We start from the raw sequence: 19693 nt of genomic DNA, 5'->3' as shown, positions 1-19693 counted from the left end.
CTTTGGAAACGGAGATTAATGATGATCCCGATGATGAGTGGGAAATAACGGCACGGGAAAATGGTATATCAGTGCGCGTATATCGCACCCGTGAACGGGCCGGTTGCTCAGAATCCATCGCTGCAACCATGGGCCATAGTTGGCGGTAGTGGTGACGCGCCTTTCTGCAGAAGCTAGCGGTATGCCCTAGGCCTTCTTTGGAACCCCATCTACTTAGGAATACCACCGTTCTGGAACCAGAGCAGGTGGTTTCGTCCAAGGGTCTTCAACTAGCGCGTCCTGATACCATTGGTCTCTAAGGTTGGCGTGTTCTGTTACAATGATTTGGAAGCCGGGGACTTCTGTTTCGACAAAGTCATAAAGTACTTGAAACAGTTTTCTAACGGCCTCCATGTCGGCGTCTTTCTCGGTGTCTTCGACCGATCCTCCCGCCGATTTGTATGAAGTTTCCGATAGAAAGTAGACTTGGGTGGGCTGACCAATCATCAAAAACCTAGGAATGGGGTGGCTACCTTCAGCGGCGAACCTATGCAATGAAAGCAGCGCACCTAAATGATAGGATAAGTGGTTTTCCCCGCCACCTATTTGATTCATATAGATCGGTCGATCGGGTCGATCAAAAACTAACGTCAGCCGGTTTAAGTGAAATCGGGTTGGAAAAGCGCCAAACTCTCCGCCTAGTGCAGACACATATGTTGAAATATTGGCTGGACCCCATTCAAAACAGAGGATAGTCGGTCGGCCTGATCATCAAGACCAATCTTTTCCTCAATTGCCCTAATTTGACGAGATAATCGAGAAGCTTCTCTCTGAAGTTCAGTAAGCCTCTCATCTGAAACAATATTTTCAAGAAACAGACTGATTCTACCTAAGACCTTTGCAGCGGCATTGTTTTGACTGCCCATCTCGGCCACTAGTTCGCTAGTTGCAATAGCGACATGTTGGAACGCCACCGTCAGGATAAAGAGGCGATTGTTAGCGTCCTGCGCAACCCGCATGATGGCCCAACAGTGGTTATGAGCCACCATCTGCCCGTGCGGGTACTGATCGCCCCATGGCGGACCATCGGCGGAGATCAGAACCGTGCATTGAACAACGGCTTCGCCTTCGACCTTTGGAGTGAAATCAAGCAACACGACATCCACTCGTGGATCTGCGGCCACAGCCATGAAACACGAAACTGGATCGGTGATGGTAACAAAGGCCAGATCAGGTTCGTGATGAACCAGCGCGGGTATCCCGGCGAGGAAATCGGTTTTGAAACGGAATTCGTCGTGGAGTTTTAGGGTACATATGCAGGTGGATGGAAGCAGAATTTCGTTTCGCTTCGCGCTAACTACTGCTCTGCGGGACAAACCGGACTTATGCAGATGCGGCTATTGCTGACGCAGAGAGCGTTCGCCTCCTTAGCGGTGGACTTTCGGCGGCGCAGCGGTTTTCCCATTTGCAGACTTTCAAACGGATAGAACTCCGCAAAGTCCCACCCCTTTTTGCAGCGATCTGATCGAATAAAGAAGGCACGGTGCAAAACCGTCGTTCGTCCGGCATTATCGAAAGACGACACGGCTCTAGAGTACCCCAACTAAGACATTAGAGCCGAAATTCTAGCAAGTGCTTCACGTGTATGCGGCGCAACTTCAATGCCGGTCTCTTCGATCATGTAAGCCAGATGATCGAACGCCATACCAGGTTCCCCATTAATAAGAAATTCATAGATAATCTTATCTCCGCCCCTCAAGTTAATCTGATCCAAAGCGCTGCCCGTGTCGGGCTCACTCGCGAGCTTCTCAAACTCCAAGTCAACTAACTTCTGGATACTGGGGGTTATAAATCTGATCAAAGAAACTACGTCGGCCATTGGGAGAGTCTACTCGTATGACCGCGAAGGCGACAGGTCTGGTTTGAGCTCACAGTTAGATTTAGCCGTTCGCGGTGCGAACATCTAGTTTCACCCCGTAACGTTCTCGCAGGGTCATTTTGATCCTTCACATTCTTTCCAATCGTCGTTGCACAAAGATGCCGCCCAAGTGTCGTAAGTCGCCTGCCAGTTGATATTGGTGCATCCAGCGACACAAAGCGTAACCACAAGCAGTATGACATGAATAAGATTGCAATTCATGGTTCTTACTCCAGAGCGCGCAGCATTAGATTGGCGGTCGCTTCTACAGAGCCTTCGCCAGTCAAAGCCACTGCGACAATGGCGTCCTTCTCCGGAGAATATACTAAGATAGCGCGCGCGCCGGGAGCACCGCCTGAATGTCCGATCCAAAGCTCGGTCCCTAAGTCTGTGGGCACATCGAAAACCATCAACCCTAACCCGTACCAGAGCCCTTCATCAAACATGGGGAATGGGTCTTCGAGCATCAAATCTAAGGTTGCTTCATCAAGGATACGTCCCCCCAGTAGATCGCGCATGAAAAGCGCCATGTTTTCAGCGCTCGCTACGGCCACGCCTGCGCCGCGCGGTTCGCGGATGTCTTCGGCTGTCTCATTCGCCGGTACGACGGGCAGGACTACGTCTTTGAAGGAACTCTTGGGGCCCAGAACCCGGATCTTCCCGCCAGCGCTTTGTTTCAGCACAAGGTTGTACGCGGCAAGGTGGTATGGTTTTCCGGTTATCTTTTCAATCACAGCGCCCAATAGAATGTAACCGGAATTCGAGTAGCGCCAGGCCTGTCCAGGGCAGGCATATGGAGGTTGGCGATTAATGATTTCGAGAACGCTGTCTAGATCAAGTCGCGTGCCGCGAGCGCGAGTTTTCGGATCTTCGTTGGCACTGAACAGGCCAGACGTATGGTTCAGTAACATACGAAGTGAAATGATATCTCCATTCGGGACGTGATCGATGTACCTCGATATAGGGTCATCAAGAGACAGACGTCCTTGCTCCATCAGCTTCAAAATCGCAGACGCGGTGATTATCTTTCCGACGCTAGCCCAGTAATGAACATGTCCTTCTGGTGTTCCGTATGTACGTGACCATGGTGCACCACCCGCCTGCCAGACAGCAGCCGATAAACTCGGCGCGTCGGTCGCAGACTGTGCTCGATCAAAAGCGGCTTCCAAGCCGGTTGTTTCATCAGCGCTCAGATCGCTTTTCGATTGGATAGCAAAATCAACCGATGCCATTTCGACGGACTTTCGAAGAGGTTTGCCGGAATAGGGTTTCCCGACGGCACATGCTTCATGTGTTGGGAGATCAGTGCGTTGAACAGAACAGGCCGCACACAAGATAATCAAGGGAACGGTAAATAGAGTTTGCTTCATGAAATTCACGATCTTTGTATGTAGGATGGCGACAGGGTGGTCCCGTGCCAGTAGTATAGTCTTGTTTTCCTTTATCAATGATTCGTTATTGCAAAACAATAATATTTTATCTATCCATGATGTTGAGTGAGGGCCTGCCAATGAATTCTGAAATACTGCCAATGAAACAACCGTTGTATCGACATGCGCGCCTTGCCGGGTTGGCGTGTCGGCTCGTGGCGCTTGGCCTCCCTTTGCTGACGCTTCTTGCGTGGTATATCGGAACAGCACAGGTCGAGCTGAGTCGCAATTTTGGCGATGAGTTAATTCAACAATTGAGCGCGGGGCAAATTCTGTTGGCAATCCTCCTTAGCTTGCTGCCCACACTGGCGATGGCAAGGTCACTATTTTGCGCAGCGAGTTGTTTTGATTGCTTCGCCGGTGCCGACTGGTTTAGTCCTATCCAGCCAATAGCGCTTGCCGGCGCTGGACGTTGGCTTGTCCTGTCGGGGCTGTTTACATTCCTTGCCCCAACACTACTTGGCTTTGTGATCACGCTAAGTGCTCCAGCGGGTGCGCGTGCGTTGATCGTTTCTCTGTCAAGCAACGGTGTTCTCTTGATCTTGTTTGGCTTGCTTTTTTGGTCGCTCGGCACGCTTTGGGCAAAGGCCAACGCACTCGCCGCAGAGAACGTGCAGTTCGTCTAATGGAAATTATTGTTCGCCTTGATGTGATGATCGCTCGCCGCAAGATATCTTCGAAGGCACTAGCCGCTGAAATTGGGATAACTGAGGCCAATCTTTCGCTCCTAAAACGAGGTCGTGTGAAGGGTATACGATTTGAAACACTCGCGAAAATTTGTGAAGCCCTCGAGTGTCAGCCAGGTGATTTACTGGAATATGATAATTCTCAATAGCTAATACGGCCGTGCTCGCGGTCGAGGTAAGATCTGGTTCGCCCGCGATTTGCAGGCGAAGCCTTTTTTGCCTGCACTTAGTGGCCGAGTTGAGGCGAGCGAAAAGTAAATTGGTGAATACGGGAAAAGGAAAAGAGCTATGGGGAAATTATTGTCGTTGGTCAGACCGATTGTGGCTATTGCATTTATTGTGGGTGGCGCCTGTGCCTGATCCTAGCAGGGCTCGGTATCTCATCCTACTTGGGTGTTGTCGAAATGGGTTCGGAGTTTGCCGATATTGATCCACTTTACATGGTTGCAAGTGGCGTAGCGATGCCAATTGGTGCTTGGTTTGGTTGGCTTCGCTACAAAGGCTTGGAAGGCAAAGCGCTTTCAAACGGCGACCCTAAGGCTTGAATGAGTTCCGCCTCATTATGCGTAGAATTAGAGAGTGACCCGAACAGTGTCTATAAACGCACATTAGCTTTTTCTCGCAGTTTTCCAGGGTCGCAGAACAGGCTTTCTCTGTTTGATCGGCGGGGGTTTTTACCCGGTTCTCACCTAGCTACCGGCACAAGCGATTGATAAAAATTCCAAGTCGCCACGAATACACGAACATCTTCTGCTGATGTGGGAACGTCGGCGCGTTGTTCCACGCGACACAATTTCAAAGACTTGGCCTAGTCTGTGGATGGCTGCTTCCGTCGGTCATGCCTATCGCCCACCTGCGCCAGAGGCCACTGTACTGATGGACCAAAGGCCCATCATGCAATAATTTTCAATCTGGACCACTAAGGTGGGGTTGATCAAATCACCGTTGACTCTCGCCGCAATTGTATACAGGTATGTCTACAATGATTTGGGCAAGGGGACTTGTGGAATGTTGTTCTGTCACGGGGGAAAAACGGTCTATGGAGCCAACTTAGGTGTTCTCATGCTGGAGACCAAATTTCCGCGGATTCCCGGTGATATGGGCAATGCGACGACTTGGCCGTTCCCGGTGCAATACCGTGTAGTGCGTAGTGCCACCCCTGAACTGGTCGTACGCAACGACGCACGTGATCTGGTGGGCTTGTTTATTGACGCTGCGAAGGACTTGGTGGCCTCCGGCTGCGATGGTATCACCACTAACTGCGGGTTTCTGTCAATTGTGCAAGACAAGCTGGCCGAGGCGGTACCGGTGCCAGTTGCGGCCTCGTCCCTCATGCAAATTCCCATGGTGCAGGCAATGTTGCCCGCAGGCAAACGAGTGGGAATCCTGACGATCTCGAAGGAGACACTGACTTCCGCCCACCTTGCTGCGGCCGATGTGCCTGCTGACACCCCAATCGTTGGGACCGAAGGCGGCCGTGTTTTTACTCGCGACATCTTAGGGGATGCACCCGAAATAGACTTTGCCGCTTGCCGCCTTGACATGTTGGATGCCGCAAGACAGCTGGTTACAGAACATGCCGATATCGGAGCCATCGTTCTGGAGTGTACGAATATGACGCCATACGCGGCAGATGTTCGAAAACTTACCGGGCTTCCGGTGTTCTCAATCTACAACTTCGTTAACTGGTTCCACCAAGCCCTTGTACCCGACCGCTTCCCGGTCGAGTTAGATGATCCGCTCTTTGGCTTGGCGGGAGAGCCAAGGTGACCTCGGCCCTGTTGGAACGACCGCTGCCTAGGTTGTCAACTCTGATGACAAAAGACAATGGCCTTCCCACCTTGGTTCGCACAAACGTACGTGCGCCGACGGCGCGCAATGTTGAACTGGGCGCTGGCTAAGCCGCTCGTTTAGGCTGGCACGTAGAGTTGAGAAAAGGCGACCCGCACCAACTCGACCGTCTGCTCGCTACGCCGTTCGATGTGACAGCGCAGAGCCTTGGTCGCCGCATCCAGGTCTCTTCCTTTGACAGCGTTCAGAATGACCCGGTGCTGTGTCATTGACGTATGATCGTAGTCCGGCGTGTCTCGCCGATCCCGTAAGAGGCGCAGGTTGATGATCCGCACATAGCGGATCCGTTCGTTCACGTTGCATAGCAGCCGAACCAACTCTTTGTTGCCGGAAAGCGAAGCCAGGTTGACGTGAAACTCCTCATCCATGCGCAGAAGTTCGTTCAGATCGCTGCAGATGGCGTAGGATTCTTCGGCCACGTCCAGATATGAGACCACTGACTCGATTTGCTGGTCATCAGCGCTCTCAATTGTGCGATTGAGCGCCTCTGTCTCAAGCGCGCTGCGCAGTTGGTAGAGCTCAAGGATTTTTTCTGGGCTTAGTGGACGACAAAAGAATCCTTTGCCCAGCTCAAATGTCAGAAACCCCTCTGCTACCAGCCGATTCAACGCTTCGCGCAGGGGCGTGCGACTTACGTCGAGCGTTTTGCTAAGAGCGGACTCGTTCAGGCGTTCACCTGGTTTGAACTCGAAGTCGATCGCCATTTTGCGAAGGGCCTCATAGGCCCGTTCAACACTGCCTTCTAATTTTGACATTTCAATCCCGCATTGTTTGGCACGTTCTATCAAAGATTACATAAAAGGAAACATTTGTCTTCACAGATGGCGACAGGGCTGTATACAGTTCGGAATACGAACCTCAAGGAGCCGATTCTTTGATGCGTCGGGGGATGATGGAAGTTGACGGGAAACATGTGGTTGTGATCGGGGCCGGTATCGTCGGCGTCTCGGCTGCAATCTGGTTGCGACGCAAGGGCGTTGCGGTAACGATCGTCGATCGCAATCCTCCCGGAGACCCAAAAGCAACCTCATACGGCAATGCTGGCGTATTGGCGGCGTGCTCTGTGGCACCCGTCACAGCGCCCGGGTTGGCCTTTAAAGGGCCGCGCATGGCGCTCGACCCGAATTTTCCTTTGTTCCTGCGTTGGAGCTATTTGCCAAAGCTGATGCCGTGGCTGCTGCGTTATATGTCGCACGCCAACGACAAAGATACCCGCCGCATCGCTGCGGGTCTTGCACCAATCACCAGCGATACGGTCGAACAGCACCGATCACTTACCAAAGGGACTGACGCTGCTGCTTGGGTTGAGCCAACAGATTACAGCTTTGTGTATCCAGATCGCGCTGCATTCGAAGCCGACAGTTACACTTGGATGTTGCGCAAAACTGCCGGTTTTGAACCGGAATTGATCGAAGGTGAAGCCGTACGAGAATTTGAACCGAGCCTGTCTAAAGACCTGAACCTTCTCGCTGTTATGCACGATCATGGCTACACTAAAGACCCGGGAGCTTATGTTGCTGCGTTGGCCATCGAGGCACAAAAGCTAGGTGCTGTTTTCCACCAAGCCGAGGTAAAAGATTTTCGTATCGAAGATGGACGCGTCACATCGGTAGTTACTACCAGCGGGACGCTGGATTGTGTCAATGTGATTTTGGCCACCGGCGTCTGGTCCGGATCACTGGCGAAAAAACTGGGCCTTAAAGTACCGCTAGAATCCGAACGCGGATATCATATGGTGTTCAAGGCCCCCAAGAACGGACCCTCATCCCCGTTGATGGTGACGACCGGCAAATTCGTTGCCACACCAATGGCAGGCGGGCTACGCTGCGCTGGCGTCGTTGAGTTCGGGGGGCTGAAGGCCGGGCCATCTAAGGCGCCGTTGGCGTTGCTGGAAAGCAAAGTGCGCCAGACGTTCCCAGACCTGTCCTATGAAAGCTTCGAAAGCTGGCTGGGGCATCGTCCTGCACCGTCTGATAGCCTGCCGTTGATTGGAGAAATCGGCACAACGGGTGTTTTGGCCGGGTTTGGCCACCATCATATTGGCCTGACTGCAGGTCCAAAAACCGGCCGCCTTCTGGCGGGCATGATTACCAAAGACCGCGAGAATATTGATCTTAGCGCATATAGTCCGATGCGCTTTTAGAATGAACCACCAAGAAAGCTCTGCGACCAACGCGGGGCAAATAACTATGGCAACAAGGGAGCCCAACATGTCTAAAACTATATATACGATTGCCGCCGGTGTGGCGGTCGCAACCCTTTCGGTCGTGTCGGCCAATGCAGAGACTTGGGACATGCCCATGGCTTATTCTGCGACCAACTTCCATTCTGCTACCGGTGCTGAATTCGCGGAATGCGTGACTTTGGGGACCGGTGGCAATCTGACGATCCAGACCCATCCGGGCGGATCGCTTTATGCTGGTGCTGAGATCAAGCGCGCAATCCAAACCGGTCAGGTCAACATCGGCGAGCGCTTGTTGTCAGGCCACCAGAATGAAAACGCACTGTTTGGTTTTGACTCGGTTCCGTTTCTAGCGACCTCATTTGAGCAATCCGAGAAGTTGTGGGATGTAGCAAAAGGTCCGCTGTCGGAGTTACTGACTGAACAGAACCTGCATCTTCTTTACTCGGTTCCATGGCCAGGCCAGGGTCTGTATTTCGACCGAGAGGTTAACACGCTAGCAGATGCCGACGGTTTGAAATTCCGCGCATATAATGCTGCATCCGGTCGCATGGCCGAGTTGGCAGGCATGCTTCCAGTTCAAATCGAAGCTGCCGAAATCAGCCAAGCTTTTGCCACTGGCGTGGCCCAAGGGATGGTGTCATCGGGATCGACCGGCTATGACCGCAAAGTCTGGGAGAGCCTGTCGCATTACTACGGTGTGGATGCGTGGATGCCGCGCAACTATGTAATGGTTAACTTGGATGCTTGGAACGGCCTGGATGAGGCCACTAAGAACGTCATCAACGGCTGTTCTGCCCTTGCGGAATACGCGGGTGACTGGCGTTCCATCCAGTACACTGAGTTCACCGTGAATGAACTGGCCAAAAATGGCATGACCACAGGGCCAGCCAGCCCAGAGTTGCAGGCAGAACTGCAAGCCATTGGCGAAACCATGACCACCGAATGGCTGGAAGCTGCTGGTGAAAAAGGTCAAATGATCGTCGACGCATATAAAGCCGCACAATAAGCTCAACAACGCACTTTCCCGGCGGCATACGTCGTCGGGGATTTCTCACGACAGAAGTGTCAGTTAAACTGGGGGACCAGCTATGGGGCTCTATTCAATGTTGCGCGTATCTCTTGATGCGCTTTATCGGTGGGCTGGGTATCTTGGTGCAGTTTTCTTGATCATGATCCTTGGCTTTGTGACACTGCAAATGGTGTCGCGGTGGGGGGGAGAGATCATAACGGGAGCACCAGATTTCACTGGCTATTGCATGGCTGCAGCCTCGTTTCTAGCGCTGCCCTATGCACTGAACAGCGGTAGTCATATCCGCGTCAGCCTTCTGTTGAACGCATTGGGGCGGTTTCGCAAGTATGGGGAGATATGGTGTTGGGCTGTTGCAAGCTACCTGACCTACCTGTTTGCGCGCTATGCCGTCAAGCTGACCTATGAAAGCTACAGATTCAACGACATCAGTCAGGGTCAAGACGCATGGCCGATATGGATCCCGCAGTTATCGATGGTTGCAGGGACAATCCTTCTTGCGATCTGCGCCTTCGACAACCTGATCACCATCCTCTTTACGGGGAAAGATAACATTCGATCCGCTGGGATCGACACACAGGCGGAGTAAGGCCAATGGAAGAATTTTATCTCGTCTCCATATTCCTCTTCGCCCTATTTCTTCTTCTAGGAACTGGCGTCTGGGTGGCGCTGGCCCTTTTCGGCGTTGCCTATCTTGGACTGGAAATGTTCACCTCTCGCCCCGCCGGTGATGCGATGCTTACGCGGATCTGGACAGGATCTTCCAGTTGGACTTTGACGGCATTGCCCCTGTTCATCTGGATGGGCGAAATCTTGTTTCGAAGTCGATTATCGCAAGACATGTTCCGCGGTCTTAGCCCGTGGATGCAGCGACTTCCGGGTGGGTTGGTCCATGTAAACATCGTGGGGTGTACGATCTTCGCTGCGGTATCTGGATCATCGGCGGCCACGTTGACCACAGTAGGTAAAATGTCGATCCCCGAGCTTCGTAAGCGCGGCTATCCAGAATACATGATCATTGGCACTCTAACCGGCGCCGCGACATTGGGGCTTATGATCCCTCCGTCATTGACGCTGATCGTTTACGGCGTTGCCGTTGAGCAGTCGATTTCCAAGCTATTCATGGCAGGCATTCTGCCGGGCATCGTATTGGCTGGCATGTTCATGGCGTATGTCGCTGGGTGGTCCATTCTGCGTCGGTCTGAAGTGCCTGAAATCTCCGACCGCATGAGTTTCATGCAGAAGCTCAACGAAAGCCGCTTCCTGATCCCCATCATCTTGCTGATCCTTGTGGTCATCGGGTCGATGTATGGCGGCTTCGCCACCGCGACCGAAGCAGCCGCCATTGGTGTTCTGGGCGCATTTGCATTGGCTGCGATGCAAGGTTCACTTACCAAAGAAGCGTTTATTGAAAGCTTGCTGGGCGCCACGCGTACCTCGGCGATGATTGCATTCATCTTGATGGGCGCGATTGCTCTGACCTTGGCGATGGGCTTTACCGGCTTGCCGCGCGCGCTTGCCGAGTTCATCGAAGGGTTGGAACTTTCCCGCTTTTCGCTGCTGATCGCCCTGATGCTGTTCTATATCGTGCTGGGCATGTTCCTTGACGGCATCTCGTCTGTCGTACTGACGATGGCGATTGTGCAGCCGATGGTGGAAGGCGCTGGGATTGACCTGATCTGGTTTGGCATCTTCATCGTTGTCGTGGTCGAGATGGCGCAGATCACACCTCCGATCGGCTTCAACCTGTTCGTCATGCAGGGGATCACCCGACATGAGATGGGCTACATCGCCAAAACAGCGATCCCGTTGTTCTTAATTATGGTGGTGATGGTCTTTGTGATGATCATGTTCCCTGGACTGGCAACCTATCTACCAGACAGCATGGTCAGTTCGGCGGGCCGCTAGCCGGACTGCTGAACCCTGTCGCAAATTCTCCTAAGGAGCCAACATTATGACAAAACCCCCGATCCTCGCTGCGGTCGATCTGGTTCACAAAGAAAGCGACACACATGTGATCGAAGAGGCAATTTTACTTGCTCGGACACATGGCCATGACGTTGAAGTTGTCTTTGTCGTGCCGGATCAGGCCAACAGCTATGCGCAAGAATACATCCCTGCTGACATGCGCCAACAAGTTATGGACGATGCCGAAAGGGATCTGAAGTCTTATGCGGAAGGCTTCGATTGGCAAGGTGTGCCCTTCGGTACAAAAGTTTTGCGCGGTGTCGTTTACGAGAATCTGATCAACCGGGCGGATAAGCTCGCTGCCAGTTTTGTGGTGATCGGTGCAAGCAAGCCATCAGTCAAAGACTTGCTGATCGGGCCCAATGCCGCTCGCGTCTCACGCAATGCATCATGCAGCGTGCTGGTGGTGCGGCCCCGTTGATCTGAATTTGCCGAACCTAGCCCCAACCTCACACGGAGAATACTGTGAGCGACCATAAAATTAAGACCCTACGCGTTCATCGTATTTCGATCCCTGCGAAGGCTGTGCATTCGCACGGAAGTGGCGACGTGGCTGGCATAAATGTTGCCATTCTGGAAGTGGTGACCGACACCGGCCTTACCGGCTGGGGCGAGGCATCTCCGTGGCCCGTGTTCACAGGTACCGCAGAAGGTAATGCAGCCGCGCTGCACGTACATTTACGCCCCCATCTTATTGGACAAGACCCGGTGCAGGTCGAAAAGCACATGAACATGGCCGACAAGATTGTGGTGGGCCATCCCGAAGCCAAGGCCGCGCTTGAGATGGCGCTTTTGGACATCACGGGTCAGGTTACCGGACTGTCTGTTTGCGAGCTGGTCGGTGGCAGAATGCGCGACAGCATGGGGATGAGCTTTTCTATCGCCAACCCGAATTTCGATGCAGACCTTGATGACATTGCAGCCATGTGGGACGACGGCGTTCGCATCTTCAAGTTCAAAACTGGATTTGCGGATCACAAATTCGACCTGATGCGATGTGAAAAACTGCGTGAACTCTATGGCGATGAGGTTGATATCCGTATCGACTACAATCAAGGCCTACCTGCCTATGACGCGGTGCGCTGTATCCGCGACCTCGAAGCCTTTCGTCCTACGTTTGTCGAGCAGCCAGTTAAGATGCACGAACGTGATGTGCTGGCCCATATCACGCACGTAATCGACACCCCGATCATGGCTGATGAAAGTGTCTTTGATCCCAAAGGCGCGCTTTATGGCGTGCAGAACAAAGTTGCTGACATATTCTCGCTCAAGATCATGAAGTCTGGTGGTATTCGCCGCGCGCTGGAGGTTGCGGCAATTGCCCGCGCCGCAGGGGTCGAGGTCTATGGCGGCTGCATGTTTGAAACAGGCTTGGCCCATGCCGCTGGTGCACATCTGATGGCCGCCGTGCCCGACCTGATCCTGCAATGCGAATTTTACATGGCAACCTACTACGCCGCTGAGGACATCCTGACCGAACCCTTCCCCGTAAAACATGGCCGGGTCCACGTCCCCACAGGGCCTGGGTTGGGTGTAAAAGTCGATCCCGGAATGCTCGCAAAATACGCCGTCACGGAACCGCTGACGTAAACAAAAAAACTGCGGATTTCCTGCATACAGGCCTGTGTGCGAAAACCGACTAAGAAAGGTAAAACCCAATGGAAAACTCTGACGTCACGCGGTTAAACGGCGCGCAGATCATTCTGAAGATGCTCGAGCTGCACGGCGTGAGTCATGTGTTCGGTCTTCCGGGGGAAACCACCATCGGCTGGTATAAGGAATGGCGCGAACACAGCAATATCGAATTTGTGCTGACCCGCGATGAACGCACAGCCTCTTACGCCGCAGAATCTTACGCAAAAATCACAGGCCGCCCCTGTGTGCTAGAGGCCCCAAGCCCCGGCGTGACCCATTGCACGCCCGGCATCACCGAAGCCTACCTTAGCTCGGTCCCCGTTATCTATTTCAGTTCCGACATCCCAATTAATCAGGACAAAAAACACGGGCTGACGGGTGTGGATCAGACCAAACTTTATGAAAGCATCTGTAAAGAGAGCTTTGTTCTGACAAACGCCAAAGAAATCCCCTTCCTGATGCGTCGGGCTTTTCGCGTGGCCACATCCGGGCGCCCGGCACCGGTGCACATCCGTGTTCCAATCAACATTTTCGGGCAGGAGGCAGACGTGGACGACCTGTATGCAGAGCCCGAATACAGCTATTACCCGGCACACCGCCCAGTGGCGGATCACTCCAAAATCCGCGCTACGATTGATGTGCTGCTGGCTTCCAAGAAACCGGCGATTGTAGTGGGCCAAGGCGGGCTGATTTCCAAGGCCAGCAACGAGATTCTGGAATTGGCGGAATTGCTGCAAATCCCTGTTGGCACCACCACGCCCGGCAAGGGAACGATCCCTGAAGATCACCCGCTGGCGCTGCGCGTCATCGGCGGGCGTGGCGGGATGGAATACTCCAATCAATATGTACATGACGCCGACTCGATTTTCTTTGTGGGGACGAATACCGACAGTGCGGCGACGGATCACTGGAAGCTGTACGGAAATCCGAAGGAAACGACCTTCCTTCATCTCGACATTGCCGAAGCCCATGTGGGCAACAATTTCCCGGTCAAAGTTGGGCTTGTGGGAGATGCGCGGGCAAGTTTGGAATACATGATCAAGATCATCAAATCAGAGCACCCGAACCTGAAACGAGATCTGATCGACCTGAACCCAATGAAGAAAACTGCCTTGGATAAAGTGTTCAACTCGAACATCCCTATGCCCGAAGGCACTCTGTCGCCAGTGAAGCTTAGCCAAGCGCTTGATAAGATCATGCCCGAGAACGCAATCGTGACGTCGGAACCCGGCGTCAGTGCGATCTATCCATCTGCACTTTTGACTTTTAAGAAACCGGGGCGCCGGTACATCACCAACTATTCAATGGGCGCGCTCGGTTATTCTGTACCTGCCGCTTTGGGTGCCTCGTATGCCAGTGATGGCCCGGTAATTTCCTTTACCGGAGACGGTTCGTTCGGCTTTGTCATCGGCGACATGGAAACGATCAAGCGGTCCGGTAAGAACGTCACGATCATCCTGACCCGCAACGACACATTTGGCTGGATCCGTGGTGAAGCCATTTTGCTGGACGACGTTGACGAACCCTGGTCGACTGATTTCGGTCGCGTTGACTACTGTAAGGTCGCCGAAGGCTTCGGTTTTAAGGTCGACCGGATCACTAAAGAAGCAGACATAGAACAGATTTTATCTGACGCCATCGCAAATCCCGGCGCAAATTTCATCGAGATCATGGTCCCGTCGCAAGACAAGATCATACCCTTTGTACCAAACTGGGTACGCGCCGCCCGGGCGAAAAACTTGCCGCATTTTTACTAAGGCAAGTGCGGTCTCAGTTCCCACGCGCGCCTTAAACTTTTGGAATGATGATGTCGCTCCTCGCCCCGCTCATTCTGGTTTCGCGTCACGGCCGCCTTGCCCTGCCGTTGGGACTGCTCGCAGGTTTAGCTTTCCCCGGAGTGGCGACGTCCTTGAAGCCTTGGTTGGCTGAAATGGTACTCGCGCTTCTGTTCCTGTCCAGTTTTCGGTTGGCTGGACCAGCAGCCCAAAGAGGGATCGCTCCCGGGCGTCAGGCGTTTACGACCGTTCTGGCGTTGCAACTGGCTCTTCCGCTGGCGGCACTCGCAATCTTTGCATTGCTTGGTGTCGCCGCAACACCGTGGGCACTCGCCGTCATTTTAGTTCTAAGTGCACCATCTGTGACTGGTAGTCCAAATTTCACGCAGCTTCTCGGTCATGATCCCGAACCGGCCTTTCGTTTGCTCTTGTTGGGCACAGCGTTGCTGCCGTTGACCATGGTCCCCATATTTTGGGTCACCCCTACGCTGGGGGACATCACCGCTTCGTTCATGGCCGCGCTCAAACTTCTGGCGTCTATCTCATTGACGGTAGGACTTGCGCTGGCGGCGCGCCGTTTGGCCCCGACGCAACTGAGCATCCCTAGCCGAGAAACTTTAGACGGCCTGATGGTCGTCCTTTTGGTTGTCATGGTCCTAGGGTTGATGTCCGCGCTTGGTCCCGCACTCATAACAACACCAGGATTGGTTGCGCTGTGGTTCTCCTTAGCACTCGGTTTAAATTTAGGCTTACAAGTCCTTGGATTTTTGCTTCTCAGAAATGGCCCGCTGACCGAATGTGCCGTGGCGTATTCCGTGGTGGCAGGCAATCGCAATTTCGCGCTTTTTCTCGTGGCGTTGCCACAAGAAACGGTTGACCACTTGCTGTTGTTCCTCGGTTGCTATCAATTTCCGATGTACTTGACCCCGCTGATTATGCGCCGTTTCTATGCAGCGAGAGTTGCGCAAAATTGAACCTTCCTCGGCTGGATAGGCGCGCAAAACTGTCGAGCGAAGAGCGCATAGGTTTAAAAGCGCTTTCTCAGCGTGGTGTATAAATTTCACTTCGCACAACTGTTAAGGAAACTTAAGAAATCGGCCTCTTTCAAGCCATATCGGAATATCCGAAGTGAGATGAAAAAAACTATTGGGATGGGAACTGAGAACGCCGGTTTTGTCCCGCGACTTGATCATTGCCGCCTAAATCTTCGCTGCGCCACGACTGAATGGCAGGTATCGCGGCCGCTGCACAACGCCACGAACCGAGCAAGTGCGGCGATTTTCACGCTGCGAGCGCGTGCAGCACAATTTCAACACTTCTGCTATGGGCTTTCCTGACACCACCGCCGCGCTGGTCACGAGTGGCCGGTTCGGGAAACAGCGCCGTTTGCTGCGCCATGCTCGAACTACTAAGGAGCGGGACAAAACGGTCGTCACCACATTTCAGCCGAGTAGCTGGTTTTGGCGGTTCTTGACTGGTTCACGATGACACAACCTAAAAGTGCCTGCGTTGTTTCTGATGTTTTTTGTGGCTCCACAGTATGAAAAGCATCCTTTCAATGGCTGCGTGGCGAGATTGCCACTCAGATTATTGAAACTCGCTCAGAATGGTAGTTCCATCTAACGAAACACCGAATGACCACCGTAGAGATTCGTGATCGAAAGAAGCCTTAGTACCACAATCGCCCGGGCAACATTTATCTGATCAGAAGCCATCATCTCGTTCACCTTGTTTTGAGTAGATGGAGAGGTCACCATGTCTTGTTCTTCATCATCTCATACGAACGCACTAGATTCGACCGATCAGTAGCAATGACGTTAAAACCTAGATTTGAAAAACCAAAAGCAAAATAGTACAGCACTACTCATCTCCATGGTCAAAATTTCCGGTCACTTGTGTCGCCGTCTGAATGCGTTTGGTATTCGTTGCATGATATGCCGGATGCTTAAGCGAGCCACGGCTTCACGTCTTCTCGCCCAAGAAAGTCACTTAAATATTCGCGAGCGTTTGTTGATCTAAGCGACATAGGCTCTCTTGCCGATCCAACATCATAACCTATAATTTCGAGGGATAGCTTAACCCCCGGCACAACGCCTGTTTCGATAAGTATTTCAACATATTCCTGCGAAATGTTCTGTAGCGCTTGTGCCTGTGTAACATCACTTTGACGCATGGCTTTTTCAGCCGCGACATAAAGCTTACCAAACACATTGTATGTCGTTCCGATGCCGCCCACATGACCAAGAGCCGCTGCCGCCACATAAATTTCATCAAATCCGAAATAGTAGATCTTGTCAGGTCGAGCTCTCCGCAGTTCTGACAGTTTGAACAGATCTGTCGATGTGAATTTAATTCCCTGGACATTCGGCAGATCAAGTAAATTCAGAAGCAATTGCTTTGGCAAAGGTCGATTGGTACGCAGTGGAATTTCATACACAATAATTGGCAGGTCAGTGGCAGCAGCGAGATCCGAATAGTAGGTTAGGATCTCGTCGTCCGAAAAAGGGTAAGAGTGTGGCGGTAGTGCCGACAATGCATCAAAGCCTAGTTCGGCGGCCTGCTTTGCTAGTGCGATGGTGTCGATCGTAGACGGCTGACCCACATGCGCAATGATGTTGCCGAGATTTTCGGTCCGTAGACCTGCAATAACGCGCTGTTGCTCCAGTAACTCTGACGTCGACATCAGCCCCGATTCGCCACTGCTTCCGCCGATGTAAAGTCCCTGCAGGCCTTGCCGGGCCACATAGTCGATGATGTTTGATTGGCGCTTTGAGCAAAACCGACCCTCATCGTCGAAACCGGTAAGTAACGCAGAATACATGCCATTCAGATCAGTTTTCATATTCGGTCCACTCTTTCATCGTCTAATGCAATTAATTGGATAGGCCAAAAAGTATCTTTGGTAAAGTAATGTTTGACAATATTACTATTTTGGACTTACTAAATATCGAAACAAGTGATGGAAGTTGGAAATCAATACATGTCGGCAGCATTCAGTCCTCCGAAACGCGACGGCGCGGCAACCTATGGTGACAGTGAAACTGCTGACACTTCGGCACGTGCACCCGATCGTATTGCGAACGACCTAATCGCAAAGATTAAGTCGGGTGATCTGAAGGAGGGAGAGCCGCTGCCAACAGAACGCGTGTTGTGTGAGGAGTACGATGCATCTCGCCCAACGGTTCGCGAGGCTTTGTCGCTGATGAACATGAAGGGATTTGTTTCGCTTGGTGGAGGAAAACGCCCACGCGCCACTCAGCCTTCGCTTGACCAAGTGCTGATGTCAGCCGCCGAGCATATACGTGATATTCTAGGCAACGCGGAAAGTGGTGCGCATCTTGAACAAATGCGCCAGTTCATTGAGGCTGGTGCTGTCCGTGGCGCTGCAGAGCGCGCCAGCAATATTCAACTTGCGAAGATGCAGGCAGCGCTTGAAGCCAACTTTCACGCAATTGGAACGGCAACTTTTCCAGAAACAGATATCGCGTTTCACCGGTCAATTGTTGACGTGATTGGAAACCCGATCATCTTAAAGTTGCACGATCTATTTGTCAGTTCGATGCTTGCCCATCGACCCAAGCTGCTAAACCAACTGGAACATGACGAACTGGTCTATGAAGAGCACCGTCAGATCTACGAAGCCATCCTGAACAACGAGATCGTCAGAGCCAACAGTCTGATCGATGAGCATCTTGCAAGATCATACAAATCTAGGCTCACAACTCCGAAATCGCGAATTCGAGCCAACGACGTTGGCAACAACCCAGGCGAATAAGGCGGCGCATTAGCCGACGCCGATACTAGACATCAGAGGAGGATTTGACTTGTTAAAGAAACTTATGACGGGAGCAGCTGCACTCGCAATTATGGCAACTGCTGCCCACGCTGAGCGCAAATTGACATTTGGCCTACAAAACAACGAAACATCGAACCTGTATCAGGGCGTGGTCGAATTTAAGGACACGCTAGAAGCGTTGTCTGGCGGCGAAATGACCGTAGAGATATTCCCAAATGCCTCGCTTGGTGATTTCAAGGCGATGGTAGAACAGGTGCAGGCAGGCGAGTTGGATATGGTCATGACTGGCTATCCAGACATGTCTTACATCATACCTGAGTTGACACTTGTGGGCGCGCCGTATGTCGTTGACGACTTTGCACATCTACAACGCATTGTCGCAGGTCCTTGGGGCCAAGAGATGAATGCCAAGATGGAAGAACAAAACATCCATCTTGTCGACGTTTGGTATCAGGGCACACGGCAGACCACATCGAATAGAGCAATCAACTCGCTTGAAGATATGGCTGGATTAAGGCTACGGACACCAGGGGTTCCTTTCCTGATTGCCTATGCTGAGAATACCGGAGCTACACCGGCTCCCGTCGCATTCCAAGAAGTCTATCTGGCGCTTCAGACCAATCAAGTTGACGCGGAAGAGAACCCACTGCCGACCATTGAAGCCATGAAGTTCTATGAGGTTCAAAGCCACATTGCGATGACCAATCACTTCATTGCATCTGCGGCCATTCAAATTGGCACGTCTACGTGGGGATCACTTTCGGACCAGGAAAAGGCATGGGTCGAAGCCGCTGCGGGTGCTGGGGGCGAAAAGTCAGACGGCATGACATTTCAGGACGAAGCCAATTTGGTTGCCGTCTTTGAAGAGCGCGGTCTGACAATTACTAACCCAGATACGGGACCGTTCCGTGATGCCATGAAGCCATACTGGGATGAGCTAGACGCCGAATTCGGTGAAGGTTCCATCGCCAAAGTGCGCGGCGACGCAATGTGAATTGAATCAGGGGGCAACTCGCCCCCTGACCCATGATGAAGGTTCGGAGGGTGCAGGATGCCAAGGAAGTATGGTTTTGAGGCCTGTATCGCCTCCGTCCTTTTCATCATCCTTTTTCTCGTAATCGTTCTGCAGATCATGGGCCGGACCTCTTGGGTTCAGGGACCAATTTGGACTGAAGAGCTAGCACGTTGGATTTGGGTCTGGATGGCACTCATCGGCATAGGTACTGTCGAAAGAGATCAGGCCCATTTGCGCATGGGTTTCCTCATTGAACTGTTGCCCACACGCTTGCAACGGGTCTTCGCCACCATTACCGATCTGGTTGTCTGACGTCAGCACCCGTTGGACAGATTTGAGGATTTGAATAGAGGAGGATTTCTGGTTCATCTTATCGATTAGGAGATCGAGATGACGAAGAAGCCGACTACATCGAAAGACGCCGCCGA

At 52.5% G+C, this 19693-nt stretch carries 21 protein-coding genes; 16 read left to right on the top strand and 5 right to left on the bottom strand.

Annotated elements, in window-relative coordinates; all coding sequences use genetic code 11:
• Positions 1 to 213: 213 nt before the first annotated feature.
• Positions 214 to 702 (bottom strand): DUF3732 domain-containing protein, encoded by a 489-nt coding sequence (locus V6N04_RS10055; RefSeq protein ID WP_371170293.1) that lies wholly within the window; start codon positions 700 to 702, stop codon positions 214 to 216.
• A 236-nt stretch (positions 703 to 938) separates the two neighbouring features.
• On the opposite strand from V6N04_RS10055, the gene V6N04_RS10050 reads away from it, so the two are divergent.
• Positions 939 to 1286, top strand: coding sequence for a metallophosphoesterase family protein (locus tag V6N04_RS10050; protein ID WP_371170026.1), 348 nt, complete (start codon positions 939 to 941; stop codon positions 1284 to 1286).
• 296 nt (positions 1287 to 1582) lie between these two features.
• Here the strand turns inward: V6N04_RS10050 and V6N04_RS10045 are convergent, their stop codons facing one another.
• Together V6N04_RS10045 and V6N04_RS10040 are read right to left on the bottom strand one after the other, a co-directional pair.
• A complete protein-coding gene (locus V6N04_RS10045; RefSeq protein ID WP_371170025.1) occupies positions 1583 to 1858 on the bottom strand; it encodes a hypothetical protein in 276 nt (91 codons plus the stop codon).
• 266 nt (positions 1859 to 2124) lie between these two features.
• Positions 2125 to 3429, bottom strand: a complete 1305-nt coding sequence (locus V6N04_RS10040) for a serine hydrolase domain-containing protein (RefSeq protein ID WP_371170024.1) — start codon at positions 3427 to 3429, stop codon at positions 2125 to 2127.
• Between V6N04_RS10040 and V6N04_RS10035 the strand changes: the two genes are divergently transcribed.
• The 4 genes from V6N04_RS10035 to V6N04_RS10020 all read left to right on the top strand — a co-directional run bounded on the left by V6N04_RS10035 (position 3429) and on the right by V6N04_RS10020 (position 5783).
• A complete protein-coding gene (locus tag V6N04_RS10035) occupies positions 3429 to 3953 on the top strand; it encodes a hypothetical protein (protein ID WP_371170023.1) in 525 nt (174 codons plus the stop codon). The genes V6N04_RS10040 and V6N04_RS10035 overlap by 1 nt on opposite strands.
• On the top strand, positions 3953 to 4162 hold the full coding sequence (locus V6N04_RS10030) for a helix-turn-helix domain-containing protein (protein ID WP_371170022.1): 210 nt from the start codon (positions 3953 to 3955) through the stop codon (positions 4160 to 4162). The genes V6N04_RS10035 and V6N04_RS10030 overlap by 1 nt, the downstream gene beginning before the upstream one ends.
• A 255-nt stretch (positions 4163 to 4417) precedes the next feature.
• The gene (locus tag V6N04_RS10025; protein WP_371170021.1) at positions 4418 to 4558 is read left to right on the top strand and encodes a hypothetical protein; all 141 of its coding nucleotides are present in this window, start codon (positions 4418 to 4420) and stop codon (positions 4556 to 4558) included.
• A gap of 463 nt (positions 4559 to 5021) precedes the next feature.
• Positions 5022 to 5783 (top strand): aspartate/glutamate racemase family protein, encoded by a 762-nt coding sequence (locus V6N04_RS10020; RefSeq protein WP_371170020.1) that lies wholly within the window; start codon positions 5022 to 5024, stop codon positions 5781 to 5783.
• 140 nt (positions 5784 to 5923) lie between these two features.
• Here the strand turns inward: V6N04_RS10020 and V6N04_RS10015 are convergent, their stop codons facing one another.
• Positions 5924 to 6619, bottom strand: a complete 696-nt coding sequence (locus tag V6N04_RS10015; RefSeq protein ID WP_371170019.1) for a GntR family transcriptional regulator — start codon at positions 6617 to 6619, stop codon at positions 5924 to 5926.
• Positions 6620 to 6741: 122 nt separating this feature from the next.
• Here V6N04_RS10015 and V6N04_RS10010 point away from each other — a divergent pair, with 122 nt between their 5' ends.
• From V6N04_RS10010 to V6N04_RS09975, 8 genes are all read left to right on the top strand, one after another.
• Positions 6742 to 8007, top strand: a complete 1266-nt coding sequence (locus V6N04_RS10010; RefSeq protein WP_371170292.1) for an NAD(P)/FAD-dependent oxidoreductase — start codon at positions 6742 to 6744, stop codon at positions 8005 to 8007.
• Between the two features lie 67 nt (positions 8008 to 8074).
• Positions 8075 to 9055 carry a TRAP transporter substrate-binding protein gene (locus V6N04_RS10005; RefSeq protein WP_371170018.1) on the top strand — a complete coding sequence of 327 codons (981 nt, stop codon included), beginning with the start codon at positions 8075 to 8077 and terminating at the stop codon, positions 9053 to 9055.
• 82 nt (positions 9056 to 9137) lie between these two features.
• Complete coding sequence (locus V6N04_RS10000; RefSeq protein ID WP_371170017.1) at positions 9138 to 9665, top strand: TRAP transporter small permease; 528 nt, start codon at positions 9138 to 9140, stop codon at positions 9663 to 9665.
• Positions 9666 to 9670: 5 nt separating this feature from the next.
• Positions 9671 to 10984, top strand: a complete 1314-nt coding sequence (locus V6N04_RS09995) for a TRAP transporter large permease (RefSeq protein WP_371170016.1) — start codon at positions 9671 to 9673, stop codon at positions 10982 to 10984.
• Between the two features lie 46 nt (positions 10985 to 11030).
• Positions 11031 to 11465 (top strand): universal stress protein, encoded by a 435-nt coding sequence (locus V6N04_RS09990; protein ID WP_371170015.1) that lies wholly within the window; start codon positions 11031 to 11033, stop codon positions 11463 to 11465.
• A gap of 44 nt (positions 11466 to 11509) precedes the next feature.
• Positions 11510 to 12634: an enolase C-terminal domain-like protein gene (locus tag V6N04_RS09985; protein WP_371170014.1), complete on the top strand. Its 1125-nt coding sequence runs from the start codon at positions 11510 to 11512 to the stop codon at positions 12632 to 12634.
• A 68-nt stretch (positions 12635 to 12702) separates the two neighbouring features.
• Positions 12703 to 14436, top strand: a complete 1734-nt coding sequence (locus tag V6N04_RS09980; protein WP_371170013.1) for a thiamine pyrophosphate-binding protein — start codon at positions 12703 to 12705, stop codon at positions 14434 to 14436.
• A gap of 275 nt (positions 14437 to 14711) precedes the next feature.
• Positions 14712 to 15428 (top strand): hypothetical protein, encoded by a 717-nt coding sequence (locus tag V6N04_RS09975; protein WP_371170011.1) that lies wholly within the window; start codon positions 14712 to 14714, stop codon positions 15426 to 15428.
• A gap of 971 nt (positions 15429 to 16399) precedes the next feature.
• On the opposite strand, the gene V6N04_RS09970 is transcribed toward V6N04_RS09975, so the two are convergent.
• A complete protein-coding gene (locus V6N04_RS09970) occupies positions 16400 to 17296 on the bottom strand; it encodes a dihydrodipicolinate synthase family protein (RefSeq protein WP_371170010.1) in 897 nt (298 codons plus the stop codon).
• Positions 17297 to 17434: 138 nt separating this feature from the next.
• Between V6N04_RS09970 and V6N04_RS09965 the strand changes: the two genes are divergently transcribed.
• The 3 genes from V6N04_RS09965 to V6N04_RS09955 are packed head-to-tail and all read left to right on the top strand — an operon-like array spanning position 17435 to position 19577.
• Positions 17435 to 18229, top strand: coding sequence for an FCD domain-containing protein (locus V6N04_RS09965; RefSeq protein ID WP_371170009.1), 795 nt, complete (start codon positions 17435 to 17437; stop codon positions 18227 to 18229).
• 49 nt (positions 18230 to 18278) lie between these two features.
• The gene (locus V6N04_RS09960; RefSeq protein WP_371170008.1) at positions 18279 to 19244 is read left to right on the top strand and encodes a sialic acid TRAP transporter substrate-binding protein SiaP; all 966 of its coding nucleotides are present in this window, start codon (positions 18279 to 18281) and stop codon (positions 19242 to 19244) included.
• 57 nt (positions 19245 to 19301) lie between these two features.
• Complete coding sequence (locus tag V6N04_RS09955) at positions 19302 to 19577, top strand: TRAP transporter small permease (RefSeq protein WP_371170007.1); 276 nt, start codon at positions 19302 to 19304, stop codon at positions 19575 to 19577.
• The last annotated feature ends 116 nt before the right edge of the window (positions 19578 to 19693 follow it).

It is taken from the genome of Aliiroseovarius conchicola, from assembly GCF_041403445.1.
GTDB classification, from domain to species: Bacteria; Pseudomonadota; Alphaproteobacteria; order Rhodobacterales; family Rhodobacteraceae; genus Aliiroseovarius; species Aliiroseovarius conchicola.
The sequence above is the reverse complement of the archived record's forward strand: the minus strand, read 5'-3'. Positions and strand labels throughout refer to the sequence as shown.